General features: G+C 62.3%; 13 protein-coding genes. 9 read left to right on the top strand and 4 right to left on the bottom strand.

What is annotated here, in order from left to right; all coding sequences use genetic code 11:
* Positions 1-52: 52 nt before the first annotated feature.
* From N2603_RS35155 to N2603_RS35140, 4 genes are all read right to left on the bottom strand, one after another.
* Positions 53-1789, bottom strand: coding sequence for a type I secretion system permease/ATPase (locus tag N2603_RS35155; RefSeq protein ID WP_260385735.1), 1737 nt, complete (start codon positions 1787-1789; stop codon positions 53-55).
* Positions 1790-1930: 141 nt separating this feature from the next.
* Positions 1931-2389, bottom strand: a complete 459-nt coding sequence (locus tag N2603_RS35150; RefSeq protein WP_018643963.1) for a hypothetical protein — start codon at positions 2387-2389, stop codon at positions 1931-1933.
* A 251-nt stretch (positions 2390-2640) separates the two neighbouring features.
* Positions 2641-3804 carry a hypothetical protein gene (locus N2603_RS35145; protein WP_260385734.1) on the bottom strand — a complete coding sequence of 388 codons (1164 nt, stop codon included), beginning with the start codon at positions 3802-3804 and terminating at the stop codon, positions 2641-2643.
* Positions 3805-4359: 555 nt separating this feature from the next.
* Complete coding sequence (locus tag N2603_RS35140; RefSeq protein WP_260385733.1) at positions 4360-5340, bottom strand: LysR family transcriptional regulator; 981 nt, start codon at positions 5338-5340, stop codon at positions 4360-4362.
* 102 nt (positions 5341-5442) lie between these two features.
* Between N2603_RS35140 and N2603_RS35135 the strand changes: the two genes are divergently transcribed.
* Genes N2603_RS35135 through N2603_RS35095 form a run of 9 tightly spaced genes read left to right on the top strand, consistent with a single transcriptional unit; the run spans position 5443 to position 12466 of the window.
* A complete protein-coding gene (locus tag N2603_RS35135) occupies positions 5443-6387 on the top strand; it encodes a ketopantoate reductase family protein (RefSeq protein ID WP_311740729.1) in 945 nt (314 codons plus the stop codon).
* Between the two features lie 4 nt (positions 6388-6391).
* On the top strand, positions 6392-6778 hold the full coding sequence (locus N2603_RS35130) for a VOC family protein (protein ID WP_260385731.1): 387 nt from the start codon (positions 6392-6394) through the stop codon (positions 6776-6778).
* Between the two features lie 12 nt (positions 6779-6790).
* Complete coding sequence (locus N2603_RS35125) at positions 6791-7261, top strand: MaoC family dehydratase (protein WP_260385730.1); 471 nt, start codon at positions 6791-6793, stop codon at positions 7259-7261.
* Positions 7258-8499, top strand: a complete 1242-nt coding sequence (locus N2603_RS35120; protein WP_260385729.1) for a CaiB/BaiF CoA transferase family protein — start codon at positions 7258-7260, stop codon at positions 8497-8499. Before N2603_RS35125 ends, N2603_RS35120 begins: the two co-directional genes overlap by 4 nt.
* Positions 8500-8502: 3 nt before the next feature.
* Positions 8503-9330, top strand: a complete 828-nt coding sequence (aroE, locus tag N2603_RS35115; RefSeq protein WP_018643971.1) for a shikimate dehydrogenase — start codon at positions 8503-8505, stop codon at positions 9328-9330.
* Between the two features lie 15 nt (positions 9331-9345).
* Positions 9346-10200 carry a shikimate dehydrogenase gene (locus N2603_RS35110; protein WP_260385728.1) on the top strand — a complete coding sequence of 285 codons (855 nt, stop codon included), beginning with the start codon at positions 9346-9348 and terminating at the stop codon, positions 10198-10200.
* A 51-nt stretch (positions 10201-10251) separates the two neighbouring features.
* On the top strand, positions 10252-10920 hold the full coding sequence (locus tag N2603_RS35105; RefSeq protein WP_260385727.1) for an amino acid ABC transporter permease: 669 nt from the start codon (positions 10252-10254) through the stop codon (positions 10918-10920).
* 10 nt (positions 10921-10930) lie between these two features.
* Positions 10931-11587, top strand: a complete 657-nt coding sequence (locus N2603_RS35100; protein WP_018643974.1) for an amino acid ABC transporter permease — start codon at positions 10931-10933, stop codon at positions 11585-11587.
* Positions 11588-11638: 51 nt separating this feature from the next.
* Complete coding sequence (locus tag N2603_RS35095) at positions 11639-12466, top strand: transporter substrate-binding domain-containing protein (protein ID WP_260385726.1); 828 nt, start codon at positions 11639-11641, stop codon at positions 12464-12466.
* Positions 12467-12476: the final 10 nt, after the last annotated feature.

Genomic DNA, 12476 nt, shown 5'->3' with positions numbered 1-12476 from the left:
ATGGGAAGTCTCGAGACGGCGGGATGCTTCCAGATGGTGAGAGAATTCCACATCATGGCGCAACCTGCGAAGTAACCTGGGGTCGGCTCAGGTGCCGTTCAAAGATGTCCTCGCTGTCGCCGAACGCGGCGACCGCACCGTCTTCCATGATGGCAATCTTGTCCGTGGCGGCGAGGAGACCCATCCTGTGAGTGACGACGACAAGGATGACGCCTGCGAGCTTCATGCGCTCGATGGCATCCAGGAGCATTCGCTCGCCCCCGTAGTCGAGGCTGGCGTTGGGTTCGTCGAGAACGATGAGGCGTGGGCTGCCGAAAAAGGCGCGGGCAAGACCGAGGCGCTGCCGATACCCGCGTGAGAAGATTGTTTCACTGTGAACCACCGTGTCGTAACCCTGCGGCAGGCGCATGATCGCCCCATGGATTCCGGCGAGCTTGGCCGCTTCGACGACCTTCCGCCGGTCGGCATCTTCAAGGCGTGCGATGATGTCGTTGATGGTGTCGCCGATCAGATTGATGTCCTGGGGGAGATATCCGAGGCCGTCGCCGTTTCGGCCCTCGCGAAGCAGCGAGACGTCGGTATTGTCGAGGAGGACACGGCCATGCGTCGGCATCGACAGCCCGGCGATCACCTGGCCGAGCAAGGACTTGCCTGACCCGGACGGACCGATGATGCCAAGGCATTCTCCGGGCATGAGGCTGAAGGAGACGCCGTTCAGCAGAAGATGGTAGGTCCCCGCAAGCCACACGCCCACATTGTCGACGACGAGGCCGCTTCGCGCCTGCGGCGGGAAAACCCCCGCGCTCTCCTGCCGGGCGACGGGGAATGCGGCGAGAAGTGCGCCGAGCCGCTGACAGGCGTTCACGGCCGTCACGAGTGATTTCCAGCCTGCGACCGCACTTTCGACCGGCGCGAGCGCCCGGCTGAACATCAGCGTAGAAGCAAAGATGATTGCCGGACTTTTCCCGTGATCGAGGACGAGCCACGCGGCAGCCCCCATGATCAAGACCTGCGACAGCGCGCGAACCGGCTTGGTGGCCAGTGAGACGATCTCGCCTCGCCGGAGCGCCACATCGTGCTCTCTGCGCGCGTGCTGCGCGTCACGGTGGATCATGCGCGCAGCGCTATCGAACATTCCCATGGCGCGGATCATGTGGATGTTGCCCGCGGCAGTCTGAAGGCGACCGTAGCTTCTGGAGAGCGCGGCGCTGGACCTGAGCAAAGCGTCTTCCGTGACCAGCTCTCCGGCGACCGTGAGTGCGAACAGGAAGGCGACGCAGCAGGCGCCCACCACGCCAAGCAGGGGATGGATCAGAACGAGGACAAGGAGGAACAAGGGCGCCCAGAGCGCGTCGAACAGCATCGTACATGAGCCGGACTCGACGAACTGGCGCAGCACGGTGAGGTCCCGATATGCGCCCGACGCTTGCGTCCAATCGCTACGAAACGCTGATTCGAGGCCGGCCGAAAGCACGCAGGGACGAAGGCGATCGTCGAGCCAGGCGCCGAGGCGTCCAAGGACGGCGCGCCGCAATGCATCGAACACGCCGCCGACGACCACTGTGATCGCGACTATGAGCGTGAGCAGGAGCAACGTGTCGCCGCTCCGGCTCGACAACACCCGGTCGTAGATCTGAAGAAGATAGATGGAGGGCGCAAACAGCAGCAGATTGTAACTGCAGCTATATGCGAATACGAGACCCAGCGGTCCCACGCAGGACCGGAGGGCTGTGTGCAGTGGCGTCCGGATCTGCGGCAAGATGGGCAACCGAATGGGCGGCATCAGCATGATCGTCACCGCCTGAAATCGAGGTCCAGCGCACTTGACTGATGGTCAACGCAATCCGGCAACCGCATCGGTAGATCTTTGGCGCGAAATCCGGGACCGGCGGCCGCGGCAGCCGGTCCCGCCAGTCGGACGAGCGGCTCGTCAGAGCGTGTCGAGATGGAAGGTCACTCCGCCACCCCATGCGAAGTTGCCGTCTCCGCCATCGCCGCCGATGCCGGCGACAACTTCCTGGTGCTGGTCCACCGCAAGCTTGTTGATCTGGGTGGCATCCGTATTGGCGTAGACCTTGGAGGTATCGTAGCCGCTGTAGGACTTCTGGCTTCCGTTCGACTCGGCGTCTCCGCCATGAGCCTTGGAGAACACCGAGGCCTTGGCGTTGGCGCCGCCGGCATCCCAATCCGCCGTCTGTTTGACGTGATCGCCGGTGCTCACGTGCACGTCGGCGCCTTCCGCCTTGTTGGTCGGATCGTAGTTGACAGTCGGCTTGCTGATGATGGCTCCCTTGAAGGTACCGTCGCCGCCATTTCCGGCACTTTGACCACCGGTGTCGATCGATTTGAATTTGATCGTATCCGAGATGTTGATTGCCTTTGGCATCATTTGAGGCCTCCGTCGTTTTGTTGGTTGTCGTGCAACATCCATCCCGATCAGGCGGACGCGCACGGCAAGTCTGATCCGCCCGTGCGCGAGCGCGATAGATGTCAAATCGAACACCATCCGGTTTGGTGGGCCTACGTACGAAAGTACGACATTTCGTCAGGGGAGGGCGCCTCTGCGCGGGCTTTGCATGCGAAGAGCGGCGACGGCGCGCGCCGCGATGCGATCGGCCATGCGAGCGATGCGACGTTTCGCTATGCCACCAGGTGAAGATCCGACAACAGATGCGCGGCATCGCCACCTAGCGCGAGGTTGCCGTAGCCGCCGTCCCCGCCAACGCCGGCGATCTGGGTCGTACTCTGGTCGATGTGCACGTTGTTGACCTGATCGGCCACGGCCGTCGAATGGGGACCTGCGATTGCTATGTTGATGGGTGCATAGATCGCGACGCTGACGTCGACCAGACTGCCCGCAAAATAACCGTTGCCGCCATTGCCTGCGCTGTTCGAACCGGTCGCGATCGTGTCGGACCCGCCCCACAGATGATGGGAGAGAAGGTTTGCATGGCCGCCCGCTGCGGCGTTGTCGTTGCCGCCGTGCCCGCCAATGCCGGCGATCTGAACCGCGGATTGATCCACGGAGACATCATTTATCTGGACCGCGTAAGCGCTGGAGCCATAGCCCGCGACTGCGATGTTGATCGGGTTGTACACGACAAACGAGGTATGGATGAGTTCCCCGTAGAACATGCCGTCACCGCCATTGCCGGCCTGGCTTCCGCCCGTTTGAACGTCAAAGACGCTCGATCCCCAATTGGGGTCGAGCGTGATGACGCTGCCGCCGGCGGCCACATTGCCATGTCCGCCACTTCCGCCGACGCCCGCGACCTGCGTGGCCGATTGGTCGATGTCGACCGTGTTCGACTGACTTGCATGTGCAGTGCCGCCCGAGCTCGCCAATGCAATATTGATCGGATGATAGATCACCACGGGAGCGTCCACGATCGCACCCGAGAAATAGCCGCTGCCGCCGTTTCCGGCGCTGTTGTCGCCACTCGCGATCACGCCGGAATCCAAAAACGTACCGGTGCTCCCACCCGCTGCAATGTTGTCATTGCCGCCATGGCCGCCGACGCCGACCATTTGAAGAGCGGATTGATCGACATTCAGATTGTTGGACTGGTTGGCCAGGGCGACCGAGCCGTATCCCACGCTGATCGAAATGTTGATCGGTTCGTAGATCAACAGGGACGCGTGAATGATACCTCCGTAAAAATGGCCATCCCCGCCGTTCCCTGCCGTATTCGCGCCACTCTCGACCGAAGCAATGCCCTTCTCGGGAGAGGATGCGCCGGCAGGAGGCTTCGTAGACGAAGCATCCAGGCCCGCTGCAGCGTGGTTGCCGGCGTGGCCGCCCATCTCGCCCCCCGATGGGGGATGTTTGGATTGAACGGGGTCGGAGTCTCTATGATGGGTATTCGCGCTCGCGGCGTATGCTCCAGGACCAGCAAACGGGCCGGGACGATGGACCAGGGCGCTACCGCCGACCGGGTCAGCCACGAACGGAGCACTCGACGCAGGGCCCAATTCGTCCGCGCCATCGTATCCATCGTGGTGACGAGAGGCGTGATGCAGCCGGATTCCATCCGACATCCGCGTAAAATCCATCGTAGCCTCCCTCATCGCAATCGCTCCGCGCGATCGGACGGGTTCTGCACTGCGGGCAGAATGTCGTCCCGGGAAGCTCGAATGCCCAGCCGTCAGTTCGGATATAGCGCTCGTCTGGCAGCCGTAACATCGGCTACATCCGTTCGGGTGTGGTTACAGCCTTTGCATCAATTCCCCCGGTCCGCGCACTCATCTCGGTCTGAACCGAGGAAGCTGAGGTTGCGAAGCTTCAGTGTTCAGGGAGAGACCAGATGAACGTCCACAAGAATGCGCCGGGGCGCGGTCGCTGCTCCGCCAGCAGGACCATTACGACTGCAAATTGCGTGGCTTTCGTTGCTTTGGCCGACCGGAACGATGTAGACCCCGCACTTCCTGCTGTTGAAAAAGTTCCGCGCAGACGCCACGCAACCATTGGCTTGCCGGATCGTGATGGAAACGGGCGTGCCAATATTGCTTTACAGTAAATCCGGCGATTGCCAGGGGGCAGTCGAGCACGCGCAGGCCGTAGTAGTGAGCCAGCGTTTCGCCAATGTGCCTTGGAAGGGTTGCGATCAGGTCAGTCGTCCCGACGATTGCAGGTAACCCCAAAAAGCCCGGTAGCTCGAGCGCAACGTCAAGGACCATCCGCTGCTGCTGTAGCGCGTCCGCGAGCAACTGATGTCCAGTGCCGGAGCGGATGAGGACGTGTGCCTCACGCCGGAAATCCTTAGCTGTGATGCGGTCGCGGATCCGGGCATGTCTTGCGTTCGCCAGGCAGACCCAATCCTGCGGAAACAGCGCCTGCTGGAAGTGCCCCGCATCGAGATCCGAGATGTAGCCGAGCGCCAGATCAGCTTCGCCGGATTGCAGCATCCGTGGGGTGTCCGCGCCGATCTGTGTCGCCTCGATACGAACGCCAGCGGCAACGCGGCGGACGTGAGCGAGAATGGACGGAAGCAGCGTGACGTGGCTTCCATCCGTCATGCAGATGGTAAAACGGCGTTTTGCGGTTGTCGGATCGAAATCCGTGCGAAGCTCGGCCAGGCGACGCAGCATTTCCAGCACCTGCCTCGCCGTCCCGATGAGAGCCTCGGCGCGCGGCGTCGGCAGCATCCCCTCCGCCGACCGGATGAAGAGCGGATCGTCGAGTTCCTTTCGCAGGCGCGCCAGCCAGATCGAAATGGTCGGCTGACTTTGACCGAGCCTTTGGGCTGCCTTGGTGACGCTGCCCGTGGTGAACAAGGCGTCGAAGAGCCGGAGCAGGCGCGGGTCCAGCAGGTTCGTCTCGGAGAGGTCCCGGTGCTTCATTGCGAACTACAATAATGGTTATAAGGGTCATAGCATATCCAAATATTGAGCAGACTGCTACCACGCCTCCGACGCTCGAAAAGGCGCGGGAGAAACGTTCGGATGAGGATCTGCTTTATCGGAGCGGGGGCCTTGGGCTCGACCATCGGCGGCACCCTGGCGCGCGGCGGTGCCGAGGTCTGGTTGATCGATCCGTTTCGAGCTCATGTCGAGGCGATCAATGCCGGTGGGCTACGGATGCTCGAAGGTGGCGCCGAGACCACTGTAAAGCTCTCTGCGTGCACCTCCGCGGCCGAGGTCGGCATAGTGGCGGACCTCGTCATCGTCCTCGTCAAATCCTACCACACGCGAGATGCCATCCGGGCGGCAGCGCCGATCATCGGGCCGCAGACGGTCGTGATGTCGCTTCAAAACGGTCTTGGGCACGAGGACATCCTTTCGGGGGAAGTTGGTCGCGAGCGGGTCATGGCGGGCAAGACCTACGTTGGCGGCGTGCTGCTGGGTCCTGGTCATGTTCGCTCCGGGGTCATCGGCAAGGAAACCATCATCGGCGAACTTGACGGGCGCTTGACGGAACGCGCACAGCGAATTTCCGAGACGTTCAATCGTGCCGGCATTCTCACGCTGCTCAGCGACAACATCTTGGGCACGATGTGGGACAAGTTGTTCATCAACGTGGCCGGTGGGGGAATTACCGCAGTTACCGGGCTGACCTATGGCGGCCTGTATTCACTGCCTGTCCTGGAAGAGTGTGCGCTGGCCGCAATCTCGGAGAGCATCGCAGTCGCGCAAGCCGCTGGCGTCAAGATCTCGATTGCCGACCCTCGGCTCGCTTGGACGATGGCATCCGCTGGGCTGCCATCCGAGTTCAAGACCTCGATGCTGCAGAGCTTGCAGTCCGGCAACCTGACTGAGGTCGATTACATTCACGGCTCGGTCGTGCGTTGGGGGGCCAAGTTCAACGTCCCGACCCCCGTCAATTCGACCCTCGTCGCGTTGATCAAAGGGCTCGAATACGCCCGCAGCGATTATCCAGGAAAGGCCTGAGACGATGTCGTTGCCCCGCGCTTATGTCGAGCACGTCGCGATTCGCGTGCCGGATGTTGATCGTCACGTCGACTTCTTTCGTGAGGTGCTTGGTCTCGCTATCCGAGACGAGCAACCCGCCGATGGCCCGCGCCCGCGTCAGGTATGGGTGCTCGGAAGCGTGCAACTCATCGAGGATCCGAACTTCGTCGGACCGGAGGGCCGCCTCGCCCATCTCGGCATCATGGTCGACGATTACGAAGGTGTGCTCGCCCGAGCTGCCGCGTGGGGCGCTAAAGCACTGCCCGCCGGGCCGAACTGGCTCGAGCTGCCGGGCGGGCTGAACGTCGAAATCTTGCAAGCCAGTACGGGTGCCGTGGAAGCGGCGCTGGCGATCGATCCACGGGCCTAAGGAACACGCGACATGACCGATGAGCGCTACTGGGACGATGCCAGGGTCGGTGACGAATGCGTCACTCCCTCAGTGACGGTTACCGAAACGATGGTGAACGCCTACGCCGAGCTGACGGGCGATTTCACGCCGGTCCATGTCGACGAGGAATACGCCAGGACTACACCATTCGGTACGCGCGTCGCGCACGGGCTGTTTGGTCTGTCGCTGGCCGATGGTTTGAAGACCCGTGCCGACTACCGCTTCCTCCCGGGAATGTCGCTGGGCTGGACATGGGATTTCAAGCTGCCGATCAAGCTCGGCGACTCCGTACATGTGAAGTTCCGCGTTGGTTCAATGCGCGCCACGAAGCGGGAAGGGTGGGGCATCGTGGTGCTGCCCTCGGAGCTGATCAACCAGCGCGGCGAAGTGGTGCAGCTAGGCGAGCACCGGCTGATGATTCCGATGCGCCCGAAGACCAGCGTCGCGGGAGGGCAGGCATGACCGCACAAGATCTGCCGCTCCAAGATCTGCCGCTCAAAGGCATTCGCGTCATCGACTACAGCCATTTTCTCGCAGGCCCGTTCATGGGCCGTTGCCTCGCCGCGATGGGCGCTGAGGTCATCAAGGTGGAGCGTCCGAAGCAAGGCGATGCGGGTCGCGCCCACGGCTATTTCAAGGACGGACAATCCGGCTACTTCCTGCAGCAGAACATGGGCAAGCAGGGCCTGTGCATCGATCTGCGCGACAGGCGTGGCCTCGACATGATGATGAAGCTGGTCGACACGGCCGATGTCTTCATCGAGAACTACCGCCCCGGCGCACTCGAACGCCTCGGGCTCGGTTACAAGACGCTGTCGGCGCGCAATCCCGGACTGATCTACTGTTCGGTCTCCGCCTATGGCCACACCGGTCCCTATGCCGACCGTCCCGGCTTCGGCCTGATCGCAGAGGCGATGTCGGGCGCTCTGGCGCAACTGGGCAATCCCGGCGAAGCGCCGCCGCTGCTGCGGATGCCATTGGCCGACATGTACACCGGCATTCACGGCGTGGCTGCCGTCAATGCCGCGCTGGTCGGCCGCGCGTCGTCCCGGCGCGGTCAACACATCGATCTGGCGCTGTACGACTGCATGGTCTCGATGCACGACTATGCGGTGCAGCGCTACTTCCTCTCCGGCGGTACCGACCTGCCGAAGCAGACCGGAAGCGGACAGCCAGATTCGACCGTCTACGGCGTCTTTCCGGCAAAGGACGGCAATCTTGTCATCGCCGCGCAAGTTGATGATGCGTGGCGACGATTGGCGACACTGATTGGGGGAAGCAGCTTGTCATCCGACGAACGCTTCACCACGCCTGCTGCGCGCAACGCCCATTATGCCGAAGCGATGGAGATTGTGCGCACCTGGACGCTGTCGCAACCCTCTCGGGACGCCTGTCTTGCGGCACTCGACGAAGCTGGTGTGCCGTCCGCTCCCGTGCAGACCATCGAAGAGGTCGTGAACGATCCGCAGATCCACGCGCGCGGCATGTTGGTCGAGCAGGAGCATCCTGTGCTCGGCAAGGTGACGTTGCCGAACCTGCCGTTCCGGTTCTCTGATTGCGACACCACCGTGCGTACTCCAGCGCCGCTGCTCGGCCAGGACAATCGCCGCATTGCAGAGTCGCTGGGACTCTCGGCTGGCCTCGTCGAGGCGATGGTGCGTGACGGGGTTCTCTACAACGAAGTCGCAGTGCGGGAGTGAGCGATGAGCGACCGGTATGCGGTGATCGGCAATCCGATCGGCTTCAGCAAATCACCTCTCATCCATGGCACTTTCGCCAGAATGACAGGACAGGACCTTGTCTATGAGGCGATCGAGGGCCCCCTCAATGGTTTCAACGAGCGGGTTGATCAATTCCGGACAGAGGGCGCCAAGGGGCTGAACATCACCGCCCCGTTCAAGCTCGATGCCTTCGCCTACGCAAATGAGCTTTCAGAGAGCGCCAAACGAGCAGGCGCTGCAAACTGCCTGAAGTTCGACGGCGATCGGATCGTTGCCGAGAATTTCGACGGGATCGGCCTCGTGCGCGACATCACCGTCAATCTCGGCGTCAAAATGACCGGCCGCCGCGTCCTGATGCTCGGCGCTGGAGGAGCAGCGCGTGGCGCGCTGCTGCCGTTCCTGCGTCAGGAGCCATCCGAGTTGGTTCTCGTCAATCGTACCTTATCGAAGGCTGTGGCATTGGCCGAAGAGTTCGCCGGTTTTGGTCCCCTGATCGTCAGCGGCTATGCTGAACTGGCCGATCTCGCCGAAGGCTATGACGTCGTGGTCAACGCGACATCGGCCAGCCTGCGGGGTGAGTTGCCGCCGCTTCCAGGCAACGTCTTCCGCGGTGCGGAGCTGGCGTACGAACTCGCCTATGGCAAAGGGCTGACTCCCTTTCTGCAAGCGGCCCGCGCCGAAGGCGTAGCCAAGCTGGCGGACGGCGTCGGCATGCTGGTCGAGCAGGCGGCGGAAGCTTTTGCCTGGTGGCGCGGCGTTCGACCGAGCACGGCTCAGGTCATCGCCGAGCTGACTGTCCCTTTGAGCTGACGGGCGATGCCGGCCATGCATCAGAAGTCCAGCTTTCTCGTCGGCCTGATCGGGAGCGGCATCGCGGCGTCACGCACTCCGCCTATGCATGAAGCGGCCGCTGACGCCGCGGGCATCCGTTATCTCTACAAGAAGATTGACCTGACTGAGTTGAAGCTTGGTGCCGAAGCGCTGCCGGAATTGCTGACGGCGGCAAAGTGGATGGGCTTTGACGGGCTGAACGTGACTCATCCCTGCAAGCAGGCGATCATTCCACTCCTGGATGAGCTTTCGCCTGACGCGGAGGCGCTTGGTGCCGTGAACACCGTGGTCGTCAGGAATGGCCGAATCATCGGCCACAACACCGACTGGTTCGGCTTTGCCGAGAACTTTCGCCGCAACATGCAGGGTGCATCGCTCGGTCGTGTCGTCCAATTCGGCGCCGGCGGTGCAGGAGCGGCAGTCGCTTTCGCGCTGATGAAGCTCGGCGTGCGGGAGTTGACCATCATCGACGTCGACCCGGCCAAGGCGCAGAATGTGGTCGACGGCTTGTCCCCGCGATTTGCAGAAGGGCGCTTGAGGGTCGGCCGGGATGTCGCGGCCGCCGTTGCTGCCGCAGACGGAATTGTCAACGCGACGCCGATCGGCATGGACAAATATCCGGGCACGCCGCTGCCGACGGCTCTGCTGCGTCCCGATCTGTGGGTCGCTGAGATCGTCTACTTCCCGCTGGAAACCGCCCTGCTGCGCGCGGCGCGTGCCCTCGGCTGCCGCACCGTCGATGGTGGTGGCATGGCGATCTTCCAGGGCACCGAAGCATTCCGCCTGTTCACGGGCATCTCACCTGATCCAGACGTTTTCTTCGCCACTTTTGCATCCCTGGGAGGGTAACACCCGGCCGATGGGCGAGCGGCACGCACAACGCCCGAGAGGAAACGCAAGATGGGCTATACGCTCGATTTCTCGGTGGTTTGGCACGCGATGCCGGCCCTGCTGTGGGGGTGCGTGGGAACGTTGGCCCTGGCGCTTGCCGGCATGACGCTCGCAATGATGATCGGCGTCGCCGGCGTCGCGGCACGCGATTCGAAGGCGGCCTGGTTGCGGGCCATCGTGATCGGCTTTGTCGAGATCGTGCGCAACACGCCTTTCCTGGTGCAGATCTTCTTTCTCTTCTTCGCCCTGCCGCTCATCGGATTGAGGCTCAATCCGACCGCCACCGCCATCATCGCGCTCGGCGTCAATGGTGGCGCCTACGCCATCGAGATCATCCGCGGCGGGGTGCAGTCCATTCATAAAGGACAGGTGGAAGCCGGCTACGCGCTCGGACTGCACAAAGGGCAGGTATTCCGGTTCATTGTGCTCAAGCCCGCGCTTCGCGCGATCTACCCCTCGCTGACGGGGCAGTTCATCATGCTGACGCTGACCTCATCGATCTGTTCGGCGGTATCGGCCTACGAATTGACATCGGTTGCGCAGCGCATCGAAAGCGACACGTTCCGCAGCTTCGAGGTCTATTTCTTCGTCACCTTCCTCTACCTCGCGATCTCCTGGCTCTTGATGCTGGGCTTCGCCGTCGTCTCTCACCGCTTCTTCTCATATCCGACACGCTGAGGGAGCGATCATGACACCGCATTTTGGCCTTCCCGAGTTCGGCTTCCTGCTGCGTGGTCTGCAATGGACGATGCTGCTGACTCTGGTTGCGTTTGTGGGCGGCTGCACGGCAGGTCTGGCTGTAGCATTGCTGCGTACCTGTGGTCATAGGGGCGTGGAGTGGATCACCCGCATTTACATCGGGTTGTTCCAGGGCACTCCGCTGCTGCTGCAGCTTTTCGTCGTGTACTATGGATTGGCGCTCACCGGGCTGAAGCTCGACGCCTTCGTGGCGGTGGCGATCGGCTTCACCGTGAATGCCTCCGCCTTCCTTGGTGAGATCTGGCGCGGAGCGATACAGGCCGTGCCGCGTGGCCAGACCGAGGCCGCGATGGCGCTTGGACTGCACTATTCGTCGCGCATGCGCGACATCGTGCTGCCGCAGGCAATCCGCATCTCGCTGCCCGCGACCATCGGCTATCTCGTGCAGCTCATCAAGGGCACGTCGCTCGCCGCCATCGTTGGTTTCATCGAACTCGCCCGCGCCGGTCAAATCGTATCGAACCAGACCTTCCAGCCCTTGCTCGTCTTCGGCGTGGTCGGCGCGATGTACTTCATCCTCTGCTGGCCACTGTCGTGGTGGGGCAGTCGGATGGAGGCCAGGCTCGCCCTGGCCAGTCAAAGGTAGGAACGGCGCACCTGCTCAATCACAAACAGCCATCACCAGGAGGAGATATTCATGTTGTTTTCACCCAACCGTCGCCAGCTCGGCATCGCGCTGCTGGCATTGGCGGCTATCGCCATCGCAGGCAAATCGCAGGCCGGCACTCTGGAAGACGTGAAGAAGAAGGGCGTCGTCGTCATTGGCATTCAGGGCGACAATCCTCCCTGGGGCTATGTCGACAGCTCGGGAAAGCAGGATGGCATCGATGCCGACATGGGACGGGCCTTCGCTGAATATCTTGGCGTGAAGGCCGAGTTCGTTCCGCTGGCGGTGGCCAATCGTATTCCGGCGCTGACCACAGGCCGGGTCGACATTCTGTTCGCGACCATGGCCATGCTGCCCGAGCGTGCGAAGGCGGTGCAGTATTCCAAACCCTACGTCGCCAACGAGATTACACTGGTCGCAGCCCAGGCAACGCCGATCAACAGCAATGCCGACATGAGCAAATTCGTCATCGGCGTTCCGCGGTCCTCCACGCAGGATACTCAGGTGACCAACAACGCCCCGTCCGGGACCGAGATCCGCAGATTCGACGATGACGCCGCCACCATCCAGGCGCTGCTCTCTGGCCAAGTCCAGGCCGTCGGCGCGAATCTGTTTTATCCGCAGCGCCTCAACGCCGCAAAGCCGGAACTGGGGTTCGAGCCCAAACTTCACTTTACCGCTCTGTACAACGGCGCCTGCACGCGCCTCGGAGAGAAGGAGTGGAACGAGACGGCCAACAAGTTCATCGACCAGATCAAGTCGAACGGCAAGTTGGCCAGTTTCTACGCCAAATGGATGAAGGTCCCGGTCCCTGTCTTCCCGGACTCCGTCCCCGGCGTTCCCTTCACCGTCCAGTAGCCACCGCGAG

The sequence above is a fragment of the Bradyrhizobium huanghuaihaiense genome, from assembly GCF_025200885.1.
GTDB lineage: Bacteria > Pseudomonadota > Alphaproteobacteria > Rhizobiales > Xanthobacteraceae > Bradyrhizobium > Bradyrhizobium huanghuaihaiense.
The sequence above is the reverse complement of the archived record's forward strand: the minus strand, read 5'-3'. Positions and strand labels throughout refer to the sequence as shown.

Excerpts from the sequence above, each read along its gene's own strand:
- N2603_RS35155 (WP_260385735.1), bottom strand. The coding sequence starts at position 1,789 with ATGCTGATGCCGCCCATTCGGTTGCCCATCTTGCCGCAGATCCGGACG.
- N2603_RS35150 (WP_018643963.1), bottom strand. The coding sequence starts at position 2,389 with ATGATGCCAAAGGCAATCAACATCTCGGATACGATCAAATTCAAATCG.
- N2603_RS35145 (WP_260385734.1), bottom strand. The coding sequence starts at position 3,804 with ATGGGCGGCCACGCCGGCAACCACGCTGCAGCGGGCCTGGATGCTTCG.
- N2603_RS35140 (WP_260385733.1), bottom strand. The coding sequence starts at position 5,340 with ATGAAGCACCGGGACCTCTCCGAGACGAACCTGCTGGACCCGCGCCTG.
- N2603_RS35135 (WP_311740729.1), top strand. The coding sequence starts at position 5,443 with ATGAGGATCTGCTTTATCGGAGCGGGGGCCTTGGGCTCGACCATCGGC.
- N2603_RS35130 (WP_260385731.1), top strand. The coding sequence starts at position 6,392 with ATGTCGTTGCCCCGCGCTTATGTCGAGCACGTCGCGATTCGCGTGCCG.
- N2603_RS35125 (WP_260385730.1), top strand. The coding sequence starts at position 6,791 with ATGACCGATGAGCGCTACTGGGACGATGCCAGGGTCGGTGACGAATGC.
- N2603_RS35120 (WP_260385729.1), top strand. The coding sequence starts at position 7,258 with ATGACCGCACAAGATCTGCCGCTCCAAGATCTGCCGCTCAAAGGCATT.
- aroE (WP_018643971.1), top strand. The coding sequence starts at position 8,503 with ATGAGCGACCGGTATGCGGTGATCGGCAATCCGATCGGCTTCAGCAAA.
- N2603_RS35110 (WP_260385728.1), top strand. The coding sequence starts at position 9,346 with ATGCATCAGAAGTCCAGCTTTCTCGTCGGCCTGATCGGGAGCGGCATC.
- N2603_RS35105 (WP_260385727.1), top strand. The coding sequence starts at position 10,252 with ATGGGCTATACGCTCGATTTCTCGGTGGTTTGGCACGCGATGCCGGCC.
- N2603_RS35100 (WP_018643974.1), top strand. The coding sequence starts at position 10,931 with ATGACACCGCATTTTGGCCTTCCCGAGTTCGGCTTCCTGCTGCGTGGT.
- N2603_RS35095 (WP_260385726.1), top strand. The coding sequence starts at position 11,639 with ATGTTGTTTTCACCCAACCGTCGCCAGCTCGGCATCGCGCTGCTGGCA.